Source organism: Sphingomonas sp. FW306-1B-B10E, assembly GCF_058782005.1.
Genome location: NZ_JBYSXG010000013.1, coordinates 62,993 through 84,612, shown reverse-complemented (window position 1 = coordinate 84,612; position 21,620 = coordinate 62,993). Strand labels below are relative to the sequence as shown.

The following is a 21,620-nucleotide window of genomic DNA, read 5'->3' as shown; positions in this document are numbered from 1 at the left end:
TCGGAAGTATCGGAAAATGGGATCGAATTTAGATGCTAAGCGCTCGGCATCACCGAGCGACAAGGCGCGGAGGCTGGAGCGGCTCGCGCTCGCCCAAACTCGCCTTGCGGAAATCGATCTCGACCTCGATTACTTCATGCAGATGGTGGTCGCCGAACTCGAATCGGTGGTCGCCGCGACCGGCGTGGTTATCGAATTGATCGATGGCGATTGGCTGGTGTGCGAGGCGACCAGCCCTGCGCTGCAGCAGTTCCAAGGGTTTCGCATCCCCCGCAAAGGCAGCCTTTCGGGGCAGTGCGTGGATTCCGGCGAGTTGCTCATTTGCGTTGACACCCTAACCGATCCGCGGGTCGATCGGGACGCATGCGAGCGCACCGGCGTCCGCTCGATGGTCTGCGCACCGCTGATCTGTGCAGGAGAAGCAGCAGGCGTCGTGAAAATCTGTTGGGATCAGCCGAACGGGTTTGGCGAGGACGATGTTCAGGCGCTGCGCCTGGTCACCGCCGCGCTCTCCGCGGAGATGCGCAAGCAACTGCGCTTCGCCGCCACCGAGCGAAGCCTCGACGAGCGCACCCAGGCCGCGCTCGCTTTGTCCCACGAGGTCGGCGAGCGGATCGCGCTCGAAGCGTCGCTGCGCGCGAAGGAGCAACGGCTGGCGGCCATCATCGAGAACGCGCACCAGGCGATCGTCACGATGACCGGCGAAGGCATCATCACCTGCTGGAACCGCCAAGCAGAGCTGACATTCGGGTGGTCGGAGACCGAGGCAATTGGGCGCGACTTGGCCGAATTGATTGTTCCTCCCGAACTTCGTCCGATGCACGTGCTGGCGCTGCGCCGCTATGTCGAGACCGGCGAGGGGTCGCTGGTCGGCCAGCGCATCGAAGTCACGGCGCTGCACTGCAGCGGCAAGCGGATTCCGGTTGAACTCGCGATCAACGCCGCACGACTGCAACACGGTTGGGAATTCACGGCCCTGCTGCACGACATCTCCGAGCGGCGCAAACGCACGGAGCAGTTCGAAAACGCCTTCAATCATGCTCCGATCGGTATGGCGCTGGTGGCGCTCGACGGCACGCTGCTACGAGTCAACGAGGCGTTTGCGCGGATCGTCGGCTATTCGGTGGACGAGATCGCAACGCTGGATTTCCAGACACTCACGCACCATGCCGACCTTGACGCAGACCTCGCGCGTCTAGCGGACCTGATTTCGGGCGCAGTCAGCAGCTACAAGCTGGACAAACGCTATATCCATAAGCGGGGGCATAGCGTCTGGGCTCGCCTCTCGGTCTCGATGGTCGAGGCCGAGGATGGCAATCCCGCGCATTTCATCGCGCAGGTGGAGGACCTGACCACCGAGCGCGAGGCGGAGAACCGCTATCGCCTGATGGCGCGAAACTCCACCGACATGATCACCGCGACCGACCTGGAGGGCCGCATCACCTTCATTTCGCCCTCGTGCGAGAAGATTGTTGGCCTCGATCCGGAGGCGTTGATCGGCAAGCGCGCCTTCGATTTCGTCCATCCCGAGGATCTGCCTGCGCTTCGCCGCCAATATGGCGCATTGCTCCGATCAGGCACGGCCGATCGCGTCCGCTGGCGATCGCAGCGCCCAGACGGCGAATGGGTGTGGCTCGAATCGAGCATCGGCATCCTTCACGACGCGCAGGACGAGGCGATGACCGGCTTCATCGACGTCGTGCGCGACGTCACCGATCGCAAGCGCCGCGAAGACGCGCTGGCCGCAGCGACGTTCAAGGCCGAGCAGGCAGTGAAGTCGAAATCGGATTTCGTGGCCAATGTCAGCCATGAGCTGCGGACGCCGCTCAACAGCGTGATCGGCTTCTCGCGCTTACTCGACGAGGCCCCCGAGCTCAGCGACGAGACCCGCCGTCGGGTGCGCCTGATCCACAATGCCGGCCAGGCGCTGCGCGGCGTCATCGACAATGTCCTCGACTTCTCCAAGCTCGAGGCCGCGGCGCTCGAACTCAATTACGGTCCGTTCGATTTCCATGGCTTCATCCGCCAGACCGTGGCGCTGATGGAACCCCAGGCCGCGGCGAAGGACGTTCAGCTGCGGGCCTTGATCGGGTCCGACGTGCCCGGCTGGGTGCGCGGCGACGACGGCCGGCTCCGGCAGGTGATCCTCAATTTGCTGTCGAACGCGGTCAAATTCACGCAGGAAGGCGCGGTGACGCTGACGACTTGGGCGACCGGGAGCAGGAGTGATCCCCGACTCCGCGTTGAGGTCCGCGACACCGGACCCGGCATCTCACCCGAGCGCGCCGAGGCGCTGTTCAATCGCTTCGTCCAGGCAGGTCCATCGGTCGCCTCGCATTATGGCGGCACCGGCCTCGGCCTCGCGATCAGCCGCCAGTTGATCGAGCTGATGCAGGGCACGATCGGCGTGGAGAGCACGCTGGGCGGCGGATCGACCTTCTGGTTCGAAGTGCCGTTGTGCGAAGCCGCGCCGGAAGAAGCAAAGGCCAACCCCTCGTCGCGCGACAGGCTCGGCTTCGCGGGCAAGCGCATCCTCGTCGTCGACGACGTCGATCTCAACCGAGACCTGATGCTGGCGACGTTGTCACGCTACGGCTTTGATGTCTCGCTAGCGTGCGACGGTGCACAAGCGGTCGAGGCGGTGCTGAACGGCGCCTTCGACCTGGTGCTGATGGATTGCCAGATGCCGGTGATGGACGGCTTTACCGCGACGCAGACGATCCGTGCGTCGTCGCTGCCGTGTGCGAAGCTGCCGATCGTCGCGCTGACCGCCAGCGCGCAGACCGCGCATCTCGAGCGCTGCCGCCGGTCCGGCATGGACGACCAGCTGACCAAGCCGCTCGACGAGCAGCAGCTGGAGCGGGTGCTGAGCCGGCTGTTGGCGGCGGGCGAGACTGTGCCGGTCACGTGCGCTGCGCCGGCGACGCCCAAGCCGTCGCTAGCGGAGCGCTATCGCACGCGCAGGGATACGACGCTTCAGCGGATCGCCGCCGCTGTCGAGGCGGGCGAGCTCGACGATGCAGTCAGCAGCGAGTTGAAATCGCTCGCGCACCAGCTGGCCGGAACGGCGGGCATGTTCGGCGAAAAGAAGCTCGGTGACCTGGCAAGCGAGCTCGATATCGGGCTCGAGACTTGGGCGCGCGAAGAACGCGTGGAACAGGTCAGGCGGCTCTGCCGGAAATTGCTCGCCGTCTGACCGGGCGTCCGCGCGGACTTTTGCGTGCGCCGGCGATGATATCGGTGTCACCTCCTGGACGGGAGAACCCATCCCTCCAGCGAACGGCGTTCCACCGTTCGTCCTTTATGTTCGCGATTGATTCTCCAGAACTTAGCCACAAATCACACGGCAATCTTCTGCTTGACTGCGCCTGACACCGGTATCAACATGCGCGCCATAACGCATGGATCAGGTCAACCTGACCATCAGGGGGAGAGCGATGATGAAAGTACGCGCCGCGACGTCGGGGTTTGCGTTGATTCTGGCATTGGCCGGGTGCAACGGGAACGATGGCGGTACCGTCGTCACCCCCGCCCCTACCCCCACGCCAGGCGCATCGGGCGCAGGCCTGTTGCCCGCCGTCGGGGAGACCGCGGCGTATAAGGACACCTTGCTCAAGCTGACCTTCGACGGCGCGCCGGTGGTGACCGGGATCGGCACGATCCGCGTGTACAAGAGCGACGGCACCTTGGTCGACAAGATCGACACGTCGGCGAACGTCGTCGTCGCAGGCGGCGAGACGCAGGGCGCGATCGGCGCCCCCAACACCGAGATCGACAAGATCGGCAACGGCGTGCCCAGCCTCACGCAATATCGCTACACCTATTACCGGCCGATCCGGATCACCGGGAACACGGTGTCGATCAAGCTGCACGACAATGTGCTCGCTTATGACACGTCCTATTATGTCCAGATCGACCAGTCGGCGTTCAACGGGCCGTTCCGCGGCGCGGGCAGCTTCCCGGGCATCGCCGGCACCACCGAATGGACCTTTCGCACCAAATCGGCGCCGACCGCGACGACCAGCATCACCGTCGACGACGACGGCGCGGCGGACTTCCGCTCGGTGCAGGGCGCGCTCGATTATGTCATGACGACCGGGTGCCTCTCCTGCGCCGGCGCCGCGGCGGCCAAGACGATCACGATCAAGAACGGGATCTATGACGAGCAGCTCTTCCTGCGCAACGTCAGCAACCTGACGATCGCCGGCGAGAGCCGAAGTGCCACGATCATCCAGAACGGCAATTGGGAAGCGTTCAATCCCGGGACCGGCGGCAGCCGCGCGACGCCGAACACGACCTTCAGCAATATTGGCGGCGCTGCGGCCTTGGGCAACCGCCTCGCGCTGGGCGGCGGCCGGGCACTCATGCTGATCGAGGGCGGCGACCTGATCAAGCTGACCAACTTCTCGATGGTGAGCACCCACGCGAAGGACGCCACGCAGAACAGTCAGGCGGAAGTGATCTACTACAATTCCGCCAACCTCAACGGCTCGCGCTTCATCGGCACCGACATGAACTTCATCGGCACGCAGGACACGCTGCAGATGAAAGGCTGGGTGTGGATCTACAACAGCCTGATCGCCGGCGATGTCGATTTCGTCTGGGGCTATCCCTATGCGATGGCGATCGAGAACAGCGAATTGCGCACCGTTTTCGATCCGACCGCGCCCAATTCGGGCGGCTACATCTTCCAGTCGCGCGGGGCGAAGGGCTATCCTGGGTTCGTGGTCCTCGGCGGCACGCTCACCGCGGCGAGCGGCGTGCCGGGCGGGTCCACGTATCTCGCGCGCTCGGGCGGCGTGACGCAGGCCCAGGGCTATTGCACGACGATGCTCGCGCTGGGCGGCGGCTCGCCGGGCAACGCCAACCAATATTGCGACAATGTCGCGTTCGTCGGGGTCCGGATGGGCGACCATGTCGCGCCGACGGGTTGGTTCATCAATCCGGTGCCCAATTTGCTGCCGACCGCACGCGAGGGCTGGCGCGAAAGCGGCTCGCTCACCGCCGCCGGGGCGCCGCTGCCGCTCAGCGCGCGCGAGACGCGCTATGCGACCAGCGCCGCCGACCTCTCGGTGCTCAATACCCGCGCCAAGGTCTTCGCGCAGTGGAACGGCAATGTCGGCTGGAACCCGCAGCCCTGAGCGCAGTAACTGAGGCGAGTCAGCCGACCCGCTCGGCGAGCACGATGCGCTCGTCGAACCATTCGAACGCCAGCTGGCGCGCCATCGGCAGGACCAGGCCGAACCATTTGCCGCTCGGATCGCTCGGGACCGCCCAATGGCCCTGGTCGCAGCCGAGATGGCGCGCCTTGCTGGCGTCGCCGCGCACACTCCACGCCTTCAGGGCCGCCGCGAGCGTGGCGCGCGACGAGTCCGCGCGCGGCGTCGCGGCGGCGCTCAGATAGGGTCCGGTGCAGACGTCGCTATGATCGAACTGCCCGTTGTCGGGACCGTCCCAGCGGATCGTCCCCGAGGCATCGTCGTTGCCGGTCACCGTGAAAGTCGACCCGACCATTCCCATTTCGTCGGCGAGCGGGTCCTTGTTCGCGGGATTGTAGACCTTGGTCACGCGCCATTTGCCAACGATCTGGCACGGGCTCTCGGGCGCGCCGGGATCGCATTCCGGGCTGGCCGCCGCCGGCGACGGCGCCGCCACCGGCTTCGCCGGCACCGGATCGGCACGGTTCACCGCAGCGGCGATGGGCGGCTGGCGCTCCCCTGCCCCGTCGCTCTCCGCAGCGCCGCACGCCGCGAGCAACAGCAAGGGAGCGAAGACGAGGCGCATGCGGGATCCTATCGGCTGGCGTTCACCAGCACATAGCTAAAGCTCGATTGGCGGCCAAGGCCGGTCAGCAGCGCGTTGAAATCGCTGGGACGCAGCGTCTGGCAGCCGGCCGAGCCGGTCGAGCTGTTGCCGCCCTGGTGGATCAGCATCGAGCGACCGGCACCGGTGCGGTCGACCGTGTCGGCACTGGTAAAGCGGCCGTCATGATTGCTGTCGCGAAGCGCCACCTGGGTCTCGGTCGCGCGGAAGAAGCGATTGCCCGCGAACGTACCCGATTGCAGCTCGTAGCGGTAATTGCCCTCGACCAGCCGGCCCAGCTCCTTGCGGCCGTCGCCATTGACGTCGTTGCCATAGCCGCGCGCGGCGTACATGCCGGCCGGCTCGGTATTGCCCTGGAAGACCTGCGCGCGGTAGCTCCCGTCCGCCTGGCGCGAGACCAGGGCGATCGTGTCGTTATATTCGCCGCGGCCGCTGCCGGCATTCGTCGACGAGTCGCTGCGCACCGCGACCAGGACCTTGCGGCCCGCCGCGAGATCGGCGCGCGCCTGTGCATCGCCCGAGCTGTTGATCACGTTGGCGAACTCGGCGCCGGTGCGGGGGTTGACGACAGCATTGCCTTCCACGCGGGTGTTGCCGCCGGCATTCGCGGCCGCCGCCGGGCGATCGAACAAGGCGAGCGCGTCGCGCTGCTCATTGGGATAGCGGTTCTGCGTGATCGAGATCAGCTGGTTCGCCTCGGCGCGGCTGTAGCGCCCGCTGGCCGCGAGACCCTGCAGATAGGTCGTGCGCTCGGCATAGATGTTGGAAACCAAGGTCCGGTCGTAATTCGGCGAGTCGCGCCCGACCTCGCGATCGGTGCGACGGATCGCCGCCTCGAGCAATTGCGGCGCACGAGCATGCTGGACCGAACTCGACCAGGTTGCCTGCTGCACGGCGACGTGGCGGGTGCTGATGTCGAGCCCGGTCGACTCGCGTACGCTCGTCACTGCGGGCTCGTAATGCGTGCGTTGGATAAAGGCGTGCTGCGCATCGCGGAAGCCTTGCGGATCGCGCGCCGCAATCGCGTGCCACTGCGCATTGAAGCTCTCGCTGCCGACATTGTTGCCCAGCTCGGCCGACCATTGCGCACCTTCGTGGCGCAGGAACGACTGGAGCGTGCCGGCATTGGAGGACAGCTGGTAGACGCCGTATGAGACGCCGCCGGGATCGCCCGCCCCGCTCGAAACCGTGCCGGGACCGCGGCCGCCGCTTTCGTAGCGCTCCGAAACGCTGCCCAGCCGCACCTGGGTATTGGCATCGGCTTGGACGGTCGCTCGGTTCTCGGTGCGGCCCGATTGCTGGGTGCGTTCGACCTGCGCCGACGCGCCGCCACTGAGCCGGAGTTCCTGGCCGGGGCGGATGAGATTGGGGTTCTCGATCCCGTTGATCCGCGCAAGAGTGGCGACATCGGTGCCGTTGCGCGCCGCAATGCCCGACAGCGTCTCGCCGCTGTGCACGGTGTGCGTGCTAGCAGCATGGCCGGGCAGGCGAATAGTCTGGTTCGTCGAGATCCGGTCGGGATTGCTGATCCCGTTGATCCGCGCGAGGGTCTGCCAGTCGGTGCCAAACTTTTCGGCGATCTTCGACAGCGTGTCGCCCGACTTGACCGTGTAGCTCGGCGGCGGCGCCAGCCGATCGAGCGGCGAAGCGCCCGCCATCAGCCGATCGAGCGGCTGTGTCGCGCTTTCCTGCGTCGGAGTCGTCGGCGTGCTACTCGAACCTTCGTTGCCGGTACGGGTGGTTGCGGTTGCTTGCAACATGATCGGACCTACTCTTCCAGTCTGCGGTTGCCTTCTAATACGACGCCTTGAACGGGCGCCCCATCATCGGATCGACTAGGCGTTGAATTGAGGACGCCGCTAGCGGCGCGAAGGTCGGGAAGACGGATACCGCTGGATTACCGACCGTCTGCTTGAGAAATCGGTAGGTCGGGGGCCGGCATCCTGCGACGCCTCCATGCCGTGTGAGCGATCAGAATGAGGCCGCCAACAGCGCCGGAGGCATAGCTCGCCAAATGAGCCCACGCGTCGGCCGAAAACGCCGCATGCTTGGCGGGCGGGATGATAGCGCCCCAGCCTCCCGGTACCCCGGCGACGCCAAACGCGACCAATAGCGCTCCTCCGAGCCCGGCAATAAGCGCGAGTGTGCCGCTCGTGAGCATCAATAGGATTATGGGACGACGCAGTTCGATGAGCGCGAGGCGCGGGGAACGGCCCAGTCGAGCAGCAAGCGCAAGCGCGATGCCCAACGGTAAACCAACCCACCACGTCGCGATGATCCCCCACCCTATCGCCAGCAAGAAGGGTGAGTCCGTAGGGAACACCGGAGGATGAGCGATCGTAAAATACTCGACGCATAGGTGCGCGGTGACCTGATCGTGCAAAACGCCGTAAGCGATGGCTGCGAACGTTGCGAACCCCACTATTCGCAGCCCTTCAAAAGGGCGATCTTTCGACATTCAGCTATCCTCCGTCTGCCCAAGGCTAGCCCGAGCTGCACTGCCGGACCATGGCTGCTTTCGGACGCTCAGGCGCGATTGCCGAATGTCTGAAATAGGGCGCTAGCTGCCGGTCCGCTGTACGACCCTCCGGACCAGGCAGCTCACGGCGGCATACCCTAATCGTTCACCGCATCGGCAAATGCGGCTGCAGCGCCATCAAGAAGGCGCGGCCGTCGCCGTGCGTCTGCAGCCGCGCGCGCGCCGCGATCGCCTCGGGCGCGGTGATCGGCCGGCCCGCGGCGAGTCCCGATGCGCCGATCAGCACGCTTTGCTGGACGCTGTTGAGCGGCTCGCTGTCGTCCGGCTCGGGGATGACCGCCAGCGCGGCCGGGGCGGCGGGGAGCGACGGCCATGCCTGCGGGCTGGTCGCGTTCAGCACGAAAGCGAGGTTGGGCGCGGCGGCGATGCGCGGGCTCGGCAGGCTGGCGGCGAAGGCGGCCGACAGTCCCTGCCAGTCGCGGAGGGTGGCGAGCACGCTGGTATGGTCGAGCGGCACCGCGGTGTCGCTGCGGAACGCCGTGCCCGGCGTCACCCAGGAGGACATGACGATCGCGGGCACGCGCACGCCGAAGCGATCGAAATGGAAATTCTCGTCGCTCGATACCGCGCCCGGCGCCGGCGGCTGCGCGCCGCTCGGCGGCTCGACATGGTCGTAGGTCCCGCCATGCTCGTCGAACAGCAGAATGAAGAGGATCTTGTCGCGATAGGGGCTCTGCCGGATCGCGTCGTATATCGTCGCGAGGAATTGCTCGCCCGGGCGCACGTCGTGCGGCGGATGATAGCTCTCGTCGACGCCCTGGGTGCCGAAATTGGGCTCGACAAAGCTGAACGCCGGCAGCTTCTGCGCGGCGGGCGCGGAATCCTGCTGCGCACAGGCACTCTGGAATTGGGGGATGCCGGCGAAATTGGTGTCATTCGTGATGTATTTGGCGGCGAACATCACCTTGGTCAGCGACGGCAGTACGCCGTCATTGTACACCATCCATGACAGCCCGTTGGCACCGAACACGTCAAATACCGTCGTGATGTCCCAGGGCACATAATCGTCGTTGTTGATGCGTCCGTCGGACGACCCGGTCTGCACGAAGCCGCGGTTCGGCCAGGTCTGACTGGGGACCGAGCAGAACCATGCGTCCGATACCGCGAACGACGTCGCCAGCGTGCTGATAATCGGCACTTGCGCGACGCTGTAGCATTGCATGATCTGCTCCGCCGGCGTGCCGGCCTGCTGCGAGACGTAATCGGTCAGGAAACCGCCCATGTTGTTCGATATCTGCGTGGTCACATGGTCGAATTCCTCGCCCGGATCGGGGCTCGGCACGAACCATTGGGTGATCGTCCGATCGCCTTCGGGCCAGTCGGTGGTGCCGTTGGTGACGTGGACCGGCTGCCCGCCATTGACGCTCGGGTCGCTATTCGAGAAGGACGGCTGCAGCCCGTCATAGGTGGCGGAAGATCCGGCCGGCAGCACCTGCGCGGGCGTCTCACCCGACGGATAGATCCAGCCGAGCAGATTATCGAGCGATCGGTTCTCCATCATCAGGACGACGACATGCTCGATCTGCGGCAGGATCGTGCCCTGCTGCTGCTCGCTCACCGCGAAAACGACGTCGTTATAGACCCCGTCGGAGACGTAGCTGCCGACGACCGTATAATTCTGCCCGTCGGCGCCGGCGAAAACGAGCCGGGTGTTGCTGGTCTGCCAGCCGGTATTGTTGTCCCCGGCCGAGATCTGGATGGCGATGTCGCTGCTGGCGAAGGTGCCGGTCAGCTGCACCTCGAGCGCGACCGGCGTGCCGCCGACGGTGACGGCCGACGTGACGACCCAGGTCTTGCCGTCGCTGATCCCTTCGTTGCGGTCGATCCAGTAGAGCTCGGTGTTGCCGCCGCCGTCCGGCACGTTGGCGCTGCCGCTCGGCGCAGACCAGTAGGAACTGCTGAGCGCGGGCGAGATCTGGGTGGTGGCGGACAGCGCGGCGGTCAGCGAATTCGCGACATAGACGTTGGTGGGCATCGCAGGGACGCTCCTGGCTGGGAGTTGGGAAGCAGCGAAGACAGCGGGACGCGGCCGCGGCAACGCCGCGACCACGCCCTGCATGGGACGATCAGCTGGACGAAGCCGGCGTCACCACCTGATATTGCGGCTTGGGGCGGCTCGCATCGCCGCCGTCGACGGTGAACGAGTCGTCGCTCCAGAAGATCTTGGAGATGGCGCCCGAACTGCTGTTGTACGAGACTTCGTGCCATTCGCGCTTCGACGAGAAGATGCTGAGATAATAAACGTCGCCCGTCAGATCCTGGAATGCAAGATACATCGATCCGCTGAACGGGCCGCTCGGCCCCTGCGCATCCACGCGGACCTGGAAATCATAAATACCGGCGACTTCCTGCAATTCGATCGCGAAGACCGTCCCGCCGTCATTCGCGATGACGCAATTCTGCGGAGAATTGCCGTTTACCGTCGCCGATTGGCCGGGCTGCATTCCGCCTTGCGAAGTGGCCGTGTAATAGCCATCCGTGCATTCGCCGCAATCGCCTTGAAAATCAGCTGTTCCGACACTGCTCATATAATCCTCCTGCGTTGCACATAAATACACGCTCCCGAATAGGAACGCGCTATCATCATGGCGACCCAAACCGAGATTCACTTGTCCAGCGAATTAAAGATTATTAATTGAATGTCGTGATATTGATGAAGTATACTATTATATTGCGATTCGCTAGTAGGATAGAACAGTATCGCCTCAATCATGCCAGCAGTAATAGGCATTAACTACGTTTTTATCATATACCTAAAATGAAGCCAGCCTGCACACGGTCGGCACGTTTGCGCGAAGTCACAGCAATGCGGCACCCTCGGGGAAGATCAGCGGGTTGGCCATCCACCTCGCATAGCGGGTTTCTGCATCGGTCAGCCGCCCGAACTGCTCCAATATGGTCGCTTCAAGGCGCGCCTGAGTTGACAAACGAAAGCGCCCGCGACGGCAACCGTCGCAGGCGCGCTCGGAGATGGAAGAAACCAGGGCCGCGCCGGGATCGTGCGCGGCCCTGGCCGGCGCCTACCAGCCGAAGGTCATGCCAACGCGGCCGCCGGTCGAGCCCTTGACGGTCGAGCCCGCCACGCCGCCGCTGACCCAGACATGGTCGTCGACCCGGGCGACCGCGGCACCCGAGAAGCCCTGCTCGCCGCGATAGGTCGACAGGTTGAACGACACTGCGACGTTCATGTCGCCGGGGATGGTCGTGCCGCCCAGCGCCATTGCCGCTGCGATGCCGGCATTGGCGCGGCGGAGCCCTGTGTCGATCCGGCCTTCCGCGCGCGTCATACGGCCCCCGAGCGTCCCGAGCTCGGTCAGGTCGAGCGTCGTCGTGGCGAGATTGCCGGCCGCGTCACTGGTGACGAGGCTGAGCGCGCCCTGCTGCGCCGCCCGGCTGGCCGCGGAATTGATCCCGGACATGGTGTAGGTCGACGCAGTCGATCCCACCGCCACCTGGTTGGCGCGTGTCGCCACCGCGCCCTGCCCGATCGCCACGCTGCCCGCTGCGCCGGCATTGGCGCCGTCGCCCAGCGCCACGGCGGAGGCGCCGTTGGCCGTGCTCTGATTGCCCAATGCCACCGCACCCTGACCGGTCGCGGTGTTGTTGCGACCCATTGCGACCGCACCCTGCCCGGTCGCGGTGTTGGGGTCGCCAATCGCCACGGCGCCGTTGCCGCTCGCGCTGTTGCCGGCGCCGATCGAGACGGCCTGGCCGGTGGCTGCCTTGGCGCCGTTGCCGATCGCTACGGACGATTCTCCGCCGGCGACTGCGCTACTGCCCACCGCGATCGATTGCGCGCCGGTCGCCTGCGGCCCGGGGCCGGTCATGTTGGTGCGGAAATAGGCGCCGTTCGCCGATGCGGTATTTGCAGTGGCTAGCGCGGTGTCGGCAGTGCCTTGTGCGGTCGCGGCATTGGCGAGCGCGGTGTTGGCGGTGCCCTGCGCCGTCGCAGCGTTGGCGAGCGCGGTGTTCGCGGTGCCCTGTGCCGTCGCAGCGTTGGCGAGTGCCGTGTTCGCGGTGCCTTGTGCGGTAGCCGCGTTGGCGACCGCGGTGTTGGCGGTGCCCTGCGCGGCGTTGGCGGCGAGCAGCGCCTGGTCGGCAGTAGCGCCACCCGCAGTTGCGGCGGCCAAGGCATTGTCGGCCGTCGACTGCGCCGTCGCGGCATTGGCGAGTGCGGTATTGGCGGTCGCGGCCACGGCGTTGAGCTGGGTCAGGTTGACCGCATCGGTTCCTGCGGTGCCTGCGGCGACATTGGTCACCTGCCGCTCGGCGCCCACCGCACCGACCGATACGCTGTTCACCCGGTCCGCGACCGAATTGGCGCCCAGCGCCACGGCGTTGGTGGCCGCCGCGCCGACCTGGGCATTGTTGCCGAGCGCGACGCTGTCATCGGCTTCCGCCGCCGCGGCCGATCCGCCGGCGAACGCGCGTGCGCCTGAGGCGACGGTAGCGTTGCCGCCACCCGAGCCCTGGCCCCCGATCGCGACCGAGTCGGCGCCCGAGGCGGTGGCGCTGAGGCCCAAGGCGACCGAGCGTCCGCCGCTGGCGGCGGCGAGAAAGCCCATCGACACGTCATATTGATTGCTGCCCGATGCGCCGAGACCCACCGCGACGCTGCCGAACGCATTGGCGACGCTGTTCTGGCCGACCGCGGTGCCCGACTGGTTGGCGCTCGCGCCGGCGCCGAGCGCCGTCGCGTTGAACGCCGCGGCGGACGCGTTGCGGCCCAGCGCCACCGCGTCGATATCGACTGCGCTGGAACCCGCGCCGACCGCGACCGATCCGAGCCCCGACGAAGTGGCCGTCGAGCCGACCGCCACGCTGCCCTCGCCGCTCGCCGTGGTCAGGATCGGCACCCCGCTGAGCGCGCCGCCTAGCGCAATCGCGCCCGCGCCGCTGCTCGTTGCGCCGTAGCCGAAAGCGGCCGATGCTTCTCCGCTCGCCTGCGTACCCTGCCCGATCGCGGTGCTGTAGTCACCGGTGGCAGCCGAAATCAGGCCGAATGCTGAGGCGTTGCGCCCGGTCGCATCCGCGCCGAAACCGAGCGCGATCGCCTGGTCGCCGGCGGTGGCAAGATAGCCCATCGCGATCGAGCCATAAGCGGTGCCGCTGGCGTCGCGACCCATGATGATGTTGTCGCTCGAGGTCGAGCTGGCACCGTCGCCCATCACGATCGAGAAATTGCCCTGCGCGTTCGCGGCACGGCCGATCGCGATCGCCGAATCGCCGTCGGCGACGGCGACCTGGCCCATCGCGATCGACTGGTCGCCGAATGCTTGCGCAACCAGCCCCAGTGACAGCGATTCGACGCCGACGGCCCGTGCGCCAAAGCCCAAGGCGGTGGAACTCGCGCCGCTCGCTTCGGTCACCGCGCCGATTGCAACCGAGGTGCTGGCGAGTGCGTCCGCCGAATAGCCGATCGCCACCGATCCGAACGCCGCGGTGCCTCCCGGCCCCTCCACACTCGCCGCCTCGCCGATCGCCACGTTGGAATCGCCATTCACCGTCGCGTCACCGCAGACGGCATTGTCATCCGAGCCTGGCGAAAGCGTGCCCGTCGGGTTGTTCGTGGCGTCTCGACAGAAGGCGTTCTGCGCATGCGCCTCGCCGGTGGCGAGCATCAGCGCGAGCGTGGCGGTGGAGACGGTAGCGAACGCGCGCAGCACGGTGCGATTGGTCTTGCGGATGACGGTCATGGATGATCCCCTTTATGTTGCAATTTCCTTTGACGGTTCGAGAAATGGTCGGCCGCGGGCAGCACGACGCCCGCGCGCGACATGATAAAGCTGTGATTTTTCAGCCGCCATCCCCGTTGTCGAAAAGTGAAACGGGATTTTTTGTCAAAACCGGACAGGACGAGATCAATTATCTTTGCCGGTCTCGACAGAACCTGATCGCGACAAGGTCCAGGCCCCGGGGTCGGCGACATATCGGTCATCTGAAACGGGATCGAGCGCGAGCATCGCATCATTGGGACCCGATAGAAGAATCTGCATCCCCTCCATCGACCAACTATCGAGGCGACCCGGCAGCGGCACCCCGGCGCACCCCGCTCCGAAGCGGATGCCTCGCTTGGGTGCGCTCGACCAGGCCGGCGTCGCCGTGAGCGTGAGCTGACACGGCGTCCGTCCGCGCCGCCGCAGTGTCCACTTGCCGGCCAGCTCGGACAATTGCGGGAGATGCGTATAGCCGGCGATCCGCGGCACCAGATAATGCGCCGGCGCCTGGAGATCCGGGCTGCTCGGCAAGGCGGTCTCGTCCTCGACGAAAGTCATCACCGGCTTGCCCTTGGCGTCGAGCAGCACGATCCCGTCGGCGGGCTTCCACGCTACCGCCGCCGCGCTGGCGCGGACTCGCGCGGCGCACTCGGGTCGCGGTCGCGCGCGCCAGGCCGTGCCGAGCGGCTCGGCAGTGAGCTGGATGTCGCATGCCGGGCTGCCGTCCGTCGGCACGATCTGGTACGGACCTGCCATATCGCGGACGATCTCCGGCGCCTGCGCCCAGGCCGGGCTCGCCGGCACGATCAGCGCCGAGACGATCGTGGCGCCTGTCCACCGCCTCACAGCAACGCCTTCGCGACGGCGAGCGATCGGGCCTTGGCATCGTCCCCAGCGGGCAATTTGAAGAAGTTGATCGTGACGTAGCGGCGGTCGTCGATGAACAATTGCGCCTGCTTGAGGGGGTCGCTCCAGAACGCCGCCTTGCCGAGGCCTGGCACCGGATCGGCGGGCGGCGCGATCCCGCCGCCGGTGCGAGCATTCTCGATCGCCATCGCCGTCGCGTCGGCATCGGGCGCCTCGCGGGTGAGGATCATCAGCGTCGCGCCGTTGGCATAAGTGAAATTGCATGTCGACACTGCGGCGAGGCCTCCGCCCCCAGCCGAGATTTCCTTCAGCTCGGTACCGGTGACCGCCGCGCCGCCCAGGGTGGCGGCAACGTCGCGGCCGAGCGACGCGCAGGCATCGCGCGCATTCCACCGAGTGCGCGTCGCGGCACCCGCAGTCCTTTCCGTGTCGGCGGTCCCCGCACCGCTCGAGCCGCCGCATCCGGCGAGCATCAGCGCCATCGCTAGCGCACCCAGCGCGGCACCTCTCGGTATCCCGGCCATGATCACAGCGCCCGCTTCGGGCCGGCTGCCCAATCGACGAAGACCGTCCGCGTCTGGTTCATGGTCACGGTGCAGTCGGGACCGGAGGTGCCGGCGCAATCATAGGCCCATTGCCACGATGCCGGTGCCGCGCCCTGTCCCGGCAGCGTCCGCGGATTGGGCGGACGGCGCAGCGACACGCGGATCACCGATCCGGTCTTCACCCAGGCATAGCAGGTCGTCTTGTCCGCCTTGTCGTCGCAGATCAGCGCGACATCGGGATCGGTGTCGATCGAGACGCGCGCACCGCCCGAATTGGCCGAGACGATGCGGATGCTCTGCCCCGATGCCGAATCGGCGCCGATCGTCGACTTGCCCCCGAGCAGGATGACCTGCGCATCGGCAGGCGCTGCAACCAGGCCGAGCGCGGCAGCCGCGCAGGCGGAAACGAACCGTAAGACCGACATCTGACGTCCTCCCGTTCGGCCGCGCATCGCCGCGCGGCCTCCTCGCCTGATCAAACGGCATCGGCGCATCAAACCGGACACTGGACGACGGCTTCTTTCTTGCGCAGACATGCGACGGGGTATCGGGGGGAACCAATGACGACGAGCGAGACAGAGGCCTGGACCGCCGTGGCGGACGCGTTCGATGCGATCGAACCGTTGGGCGGCGATGCGCGCGAGGCTGCGTTGGCGCGGCTCGAACCGGGCATCGCCCAGCGCGTGCGGGCATTGCTCCGCAGCAGCGAGCAGGTCGGCATCCTCGATGCCCCGCCCGAGCAACTCCCCGACGAGGAACCCGCGGGTCTCGCCGCCGACACCCGTATCGGCGCCTTCGCGATCGAGCGGTTGATCGGCCGCGGCGGGATGGGCGAAGTCTATCTCGCGCGCCGCGCCGGCGCGGCGTTCGAGCAACGCGTCGCGATCAAGCTGTTGCGGCTGGATTCGGTGCCCAATGCGGCATTGTTCGATCGCGAGCGCAGCGTCCTCGCCCGGCTCGAGCATCCCGGTATCGCGCGGCTGATCGATGGCGGGCTGACCGAGGACGGCCGGCCCTGGATGGCGATGGCCTATGTTGAGGGCCTGGCGATCGACCAATATTGCGTTGAGCGCCAGTGCAGCCTGGCCGAGCGCCTCCGGCTGTTCCGCGATATCTGCGACGCGGTTTCTTTCGCGCACGCCAACCTCGTCGTCCACCGCGACCTCAAGCCCTCCAACATCCTCGTCGACGCCGCCGGCCGGGTGCACCTACTGGATTTCGGCATCGCCAAGCTGATCGACGAGGGCGCGGGGGCCGACACGCTCCAGACTGCCGCGCTGATGACCCCGGACTATGCCGCGCCGGAGCAATTGGCGCACGAGCCGGTGACGGTCGCTACCGATGTGCATGCGCTGGGACTGGTATTGTACAAGCTGCTCGCCGGAGCGACGCCGTGGAGCGGCGGGAGCAGTTCGCTGCCGACCTTGGTCCGCCGCATGCTCAGCGAGGAGCCCCCGCCCCCCAGCCGCCTCGCCGCGAAGGAAGCGCCGATCGCGCCCAGCCGGCTGCGCGGCGACCTCGACGCGATCGTGCTCAAGGCGCTGCGCCGCCAGCCGCTCGATCGCTATGTCTCGGTCGAGGCGATGGCCGAGGATTTGCGCCGCTATCAATCCGCGCAGCCCGTACGTGCGCGGGTGGGTTCGCAGCGTTACCGACTGAGCCGCTATCTACGCCGCCACTGGATCGCCGTCGCGGGCGTGGCGGCGGTGTTCGTCGCCCTGCTGCTCGGTGCCGCAGGCATCGCCCTCCAGGCCCACCGCACCGCGATCCAGCGCGACGCTGCCTTGGCCGAGGCGCGCCGATCGGACGCGATCGTCCAGACGCTGACTCTGATGTTTGCGCAGGGCGGCTATTCGAACGATCTCACGCTCAAGCAGACGCTCGACGAGTCGGCGCTGCGCATGCTCGCGACGCTCGATCGCAGCACCCGCTCGGGCAGTGCGGTCAATTCGCTGGTCGATCTCTACGTCAATCTGGGTGACGGCAAAGGCGGATATACGCTCGCCAAGGATGCGCTCGCCCGCGGGATCGGCGCCGACGACCCGATCCTCACTGCGCGTCTCAAGATCCGGCTTGCCGATACGGCAGTCGCGATCGGTGCCGGGGCCGAGGCCCCGCCTCTGCTCGACCAGGCGGACAAAGTGTTCGCCGCCGATCCCGAGCGCAACGCCTCGGACATCCAGGATGCGCTCGCCACGCGCGCCGCGATTGCCCGCCGCGCCCGCGATTACGACACGGCGATCGGATTGCTGATGACGAATTTCGACGCTGCCGAGCGCGCTTATGCCGGCAACGACAGTGCGTTGCTGGCGCGGTACAACAACCTGCTCGTCTATCTCATCGAGGCCAACCGCCTCGCCGAGTTCGAGCAGGTGTTCGCCCGTGTCGACCGCGCTCTGGCGCAGCCCGGCCGCCGCGACCTGATCCAGACCCTGGGCATCGAGCAGCTCCGCGGCGCCTGGGCGCTGCGCAAGGGCGATATCGCGCGCGCCGAGCAGATCGCCGCCGATGTCGCGGCGCGCCGGCGCCGGCTGTTCGGACAGACCCCTGGCCTCGCCAGCGATCTCGCCCAACTCGCCAAGACCCAGATCGCCGGCAACCGCTTCGCCGAGGCACGGATATCGATCGCCGAGGCACGGCCGATGGCCGTGCGCTTCCTCGGCGAGCGCTCGATCCCGGTGATCGTCCTCGACCTGGCCGAGGCGCAGACGCTCGCCGAGCTCGGCGAGGGCAGCGGCGCCGAGACCGCGCTAAGCCGCGCGCGCGCAGCACTCGCTGCGATGCCGCCCGCCAATCCGCTCGCTCCGCAACTCGCGCTGACCGAGGCGGTGGTTGCGCTGAAACGCGGCGACAAGCCCGCGGCGCAGGCTGCGGTCGCACGCGGGATTGCCGGCTTCACCGCAATGGGCCCCGCCGGCGCCTATGGATTGCAGGCGATCCGGCGCGTCGACGCACGGGTCCGCGCGCTGCGTTAGGATCTAGTCCTGTGCCATCTCTTCGTGGATCCACGCGCGTGCGCGGATCCACCAGCGGCGCACGGTGCGATCGGTGACGCCGAGCACGTCGGCAGTCTCCTGCTCGTCCAGCCCGGCGAAAAACCGGCAGTCGACCAGCTTGGCAAGCTGCGGGTCGCGCCGGCCGAGCTCGGCCAGCGCCTCTCCCAGCCGGACCATTTCGGCGTCCCCGGCAGGTTCGGCGGCGAGCGTCGCCAATGCGCCGGTCAGGCTCGCCATCGGTGCGTTGCGCTTGGCTCGCAGCCGCGCGCGCGCCGCATCAAGCAGGATGTGGCGCATGGCAGTGGCCGCGCAGCCCAGGAAATGCGCGCGGTTCTGCCACTCGGGGCGCCCCTGCATCTTGAGATAGGCCTCCCCCACCAACGCGGTCGGCTGTAACGTCATCGGACTGCCCGCGCGGCGATGCTCGCGCCCGGCGATGCGGTGCAGCTCTTCATAAAGCAGGCGGACCAGTTCCTCGGATCCCAACGGTCCAGTATCAGACGCCACCCTCGCCCCCTCGAAGATCCTGTCCAAATCCATAGCGAGGATCGAAAAGACGAGCCAGCGTCAGCCCGCGCAGTCGTTCAGAACCGCGCCCCCGCCCGGATCCCGATCGTCCGCGGCGTGATCGGCACGGCATAAGAGCGCTGGTCGCACGCCCCGCATTGCTGGAAGCGCGAGATCTGGCCGCGCTCGTCCCACAGATTCTGCGCGAACAATTCGAAATTGTAGTGCGCGAGCTCGAAGCCGAAGGCCAGGTTGCCGGTGGTATACGCCTCGATCCGGCCGAGCGCCGCCGCCTTCAGGACGCGGATATCCGACGAGGCCGAGCTCTGGTGCGCGACCAATCCCTGGACATAGCCGCGGCCCGCTCCGATCGGGACCGCATAGCGCGCGGTGCCGCTGATCTTGAAGCGCGGCGTGATCGGCAGGCGCGTGCCCTCGGGCGCCAGCACGTCGCTGCCGTCGCCGATGCAGGTCTGCGTCGCGCACAGATCTTCGCGTGTCTTGGCGTCGGTGTACGACCCCGCGGCGGTGAGTGTGAGCCCGCCCAGCGCGAGGTTGGCGTCCATCTCGACGCCGCGGATGCGCGCGTCGGGGCCGTTCTGGATGATCGTGAAGCTGTTCTCGCCGAGGAACGAGAATTGGAACGCCTTCCAGCTCTGCTGATATACCGCGCCGTTGAAGCGCAATTTGCCGTCGGCGAGCGTCGTCTTCCAGCCGAGTTCGTAATTGTACAGCACGTCGGTGCCGTAGGACGCGACGTCGCCGCGCCGGTTGATCCCGCCGGGGCGGAAGCCGCTCGACGCGACGCCGTAGAAGAGCAGCCCGTCGCTGGGCTCCCATGTCAGGTTGAAGCGATAGGTGATACCCTGGTCGCTGGTCCTTTTGGGGCGCAGCTCGCCGCCGACATAGGTCGCGAGATTGGTGCACGGCCCGCCGGCGACCACTGCCGGCAGCAAGGTATTGGTCGCGCTGCCGTCGAGATAGGCGTCCCGCAGCGTCCGGCCGTCGACGCGGAAGCAGCTGGCGACACCGGTGCGTGAACTGCCTGCGGCGTTGAATGGCGACGCGGTGTACGGCCGCCCGTCGGCAGGATCGACCCCCGGGTTTCGCCCGAACCCAAAGAATCCGATCAGCGAATTGTCGTAGATGTAGGCGCGCGCGCCCGCGGTGAAGGTGAGCTTCGGGGAAAGGTCTAGGCTCGCCTCGCCGAACATCGCATAGTCCTTGTCGACGCGGTGCTGCTGGGTGAGCCACAAGGTCCCCGGCGATCCGTTCACCGATACGGCGCTGCCCAGGTTCGGGATCTGATAGTCCTGGTGGATCAGGTTCGACTGGCGCTGGTAGAACATGCCCGCGACGATCCTGAACGGATCCTCGGACGGCGAGGCAACGCGCAGCTCCTGGCTGGTCTTCTTGAAGTGATCCGAGGCGACAACGACCTGGCGCGGGTCGATCGTGTTGCCGGCATTGTCCTGGTAATAGAAATAGCCGGCGAGCCCGCCGACCGAGGCGTAGAGATTATCGTACGCCTCGGAATAATCGGTGTAATCGCTCGAGGAATGCGTCCGCCGGTCGAGATAGGCGCCGGCATAGGTCATGTCCCAATTGCCGATCTTGCCCTCGATGGTCAGCGCGCCCTGAATGAAGCGGTCGCGGCGATATTCGGGGTAGAAATGCTGCACCTCGAGATCGCCGACCTGCGGGTCCGCCCCATAGGTCCCGTGGCTGCGCATCTCCTGATAGAGGACGGTCGGCGTGACCGTCCAATCCTCGTCGAGATCGACCTTGAGCGCGGCGCGGCCGCCCCAGGTCTCGGTGTCGTTATAATCGTCCTTGACGAAGGCGTCGTTCTTGACGCTGATTCCGTCCTTGATGCAGCCGTTGATGTCGCCGTTCTGATCGAAGGTCGGGGTGCCGCAAAAGGTTCGCGTGCCCGGCACATTGTCGATATAACCGGCATCGCGCTGGTAGAAGCCGACGACGCGGAGCGCGGCGCGGTCCGAGAAGGGCGTGTTGATCATCCCCTCGATCTTGCCGCCCTGCCCGCCATGCGCGACGGTGTTGCCCTCGACATCGACGCGGCCCTCGAACCCGGCGGTCTCGGGCTTGTTGGTGATGATGCGGATCGTCCCCGCCTGGCTCGACGCGCCGTACAAAGTGCCTTGCGGCCCCGCGAGGCTCTCGATCCGGGCAATATCGTAGATATGGACGTCGAGCGTGCCGCCGATCGTCGTCACCGGCTGCTCGTCGAGATACGAACCGACCGAGGGCAGCGAGCCCGAATGGTTGCCGTCGCCGCCCGATGCGACGCCGCGCATATAGACGGTGGTGACGCCCGGCTGCGACGTCTGGAACGCCACTGACGGCAACAACTGGGTATATTCGGTGAAGTTCGAGATGTTGAGCTGGTCGAGCTTGCGCGTGCCGATCGCCTGGATGCTGATCGGCACCGACTGGATATTCTCGTCGCGCTTCTGCGCAGTGACCACGATCTCGTCGCGATCCGAAGGCAAGTCGGTCGGCGGGGAACCCTGCGTATCCTGCGCCTGGGCCAGGGCGGGCAAGGTCAGCGCCGTCGAAGCGAGCAGCCCGGAAAACACGGCACGGCGCATTGAAATCATCATCG

The 21,620-nt window shown here is 66.6% G+C and carries 14 protein-coding genes; 3 read left to right on the top strand and 11 right to left on the bottom strand.

Annotation, left to right across the window (positions count from 1 at the left end; all coding sequences use genetic code 11):
• Window positions 1-16: 16 nt before the first annotated feature.
• Window positions 17-3,196, top strand: a complete 3,180-nt coding sequence (locus AC3WJI_RS07475) for a PAS domain S-box protein (protein WP_492756629.1) — start codon at window positions 17-19, stop codon at window positions 3,194-3,196.
• Window positions 3,197-3,437: 241 nt separating this feature from the next.
• Window positions 3,438-5,141: a pectinesterase gene (locus AC3WJI_RS07470; protein ID WP_492756628.1), complete on the top strand. Its 1,704-nt coding sequence runs from the start codon at window positions 3,438-3,440 to the stop codon at window positions 5,139-5,141.
• Between the two features lie 19 nt (window positions 5,142-5,160).
• Here the strand turns inward: AC3WJI_RS07470 and AC3WJI_RS07465 are convergent, their stop codons facing one another.
• From AC3WJI_RS07465 to AC3WJI_RS07425, 9 genes are all read right to left on the bottom strand, one after another.
• On the bottom strand, window positions 5,161-5,784 hold the full coding sequence (locus tag AC3WJI_RS07465) for a hypothetical protein (RefSeq protein ID WP_492756627.1): 624 nt from the start codon (window positions 5,782-5,784) through the stop codon (window positions 5,161-5,163).
• 8 nt (window positions 5,785-5,792) lie between these two features.
• A complete protein-coding gene (locus AC3WJI_RS07460; RefSeq protein WP_492756626.1) occupies window positions 5,793-7,583 on the bottom strand; it encodes a LysM peptidoglycan-binding domain-containing protein in 1,791 nt (596 codons plus the stop codon).
• Between the two features lie 137 nt (window positions 7,584-7,720).
• Complete coding sequence (locus AC3WJI_RS07455) at window positions 7,721-8,281, bottom strand: hypothetical protein (protein WP_492756625.1); 561 nt, start codon at window positions 8,279-8,281, stop codon at window positions 7,721-7,723.
• Window positions 8,282-8,447: 166 nt separating this feature from the next.
• Window positions 8,448-10,337: an alkaline phosphatase family protein gene (locus AC3WJI_RS07450; RefSeq protein WP_492756624.1), complete on the bottom strand. Its 1,890-nt coding sequence runs from the start codon at window positions 10,335-10,337 to the stop codon at window positions 8,448-8,450.
• Between the two features lie 91 nt (window positions 10,338-10,428).
• Complete coding sequence (locus tag AC3WJI_RS07445; protein WP_492756623.1) at window positions 10,429-10,890, bottom strand: hypothetical protein; 462 nt, start codon at window positions 10,888-10,890, stop codon at window positions 10,429-10,431.
• Window positions 10,891-11,382: 492 nt separating this feature from the next.
• Window positions 11,383-14,058 carry a YadA family autotransporter adhesin gene (locus tag AC3WJI_RS07440; RefSeq protein ID WP_492756622.1) on the bottom strand — a complete coding sequence of 892 codons (2,676 nt, stop codon included), beginning with the start codon at window positions 14,056-14,058 and terminating at the stop codon, window positions 11,383-11,385.
• 165 nt (window positions 14,059-14,223) lie between these two features.
• Window positions 14,224-14,925, bottom strand: coding sequence for an AprI/Inh family metalloprotease inhibitor (locus AC3WJI_RS07435; RefSeq protein WP_492756621.1), 702 nt, complete (start codon window positions 14,923-14,925; stop codon window positions 14,224-14,226).
• Complete coding sequence (locus AC3WJI_RS07430; protein ID WP_492756620.1) at window positions 14,922-15,470, bottom strand: hypothetical protein; 549 nt, start codon at window positions 15,468-15,470, stop codon at window positions 14,922-14,924. The genes AC3WJI_RS07435 and AC3WJI_RS07430 overlap by 4 nt, the downstream gene beginning before the upstream one ends.
• Before the next feature lie 2 nt (window positions 15,471-15,472).
• Window positions 15,473-15,916, bottom strand: a complete 444-nt coding sequence (locus AC3WJI_RS07425; protein ID WP_492756619.1) for a hypothetical protein — start codon at window positions 15,914-15,916, stop codon at window positions 15,473-15,475.
• A gap of 135 nt (window positions 15,917-16,051) precedes the next feature.
• Between AC3WJI_RS07425 and AC3WJI_RS07420 the strand changes: the two genes are divergently transcribed.
• Window positions 16,052-18,466 (top strand): serine/threonine-protein kinase, encoded by a 2,415-nt coding sequence (locus AC3WJI_RS07420; RefSeq protein ID WP_492756618.1) that lies wholly within the window; start codon window positions 16,052-16,054, stop codon window positions 18,464-18,466.
• 3 nt (window positions 18,467-18,469) lie between these two features.
• Here the strand turns inward: AC3WJI_RS07420 and AC3WJI_RS07415 are convergent, their stop codons facing one another.
• A complete protein-coding gene (locus AC3WJI_RS07415; protein ID WP_492756617.1) occupies window positions 18,470-18,994 on the bottom strand; it encodes an ECF-type sigma factor in 525 nt (174 codons plus the stop codon).
• Window positions 18,995-19,071: 77 nt separating this feature from the next.
• Window positions 19,072-21,606: a TonB-dependent receptor gene (locus AC3WJI_RS07410; RefSeq protein WP_492756616.1), complete on the bottom strand. Its 2,535-nt coding sequence runs from the start codon at window positions 21,604-21,606 to the stop codon at window positions 19,072-19,074.
• Window positions 21,607-21,620 lie beyond the last annotated feature (14 nt).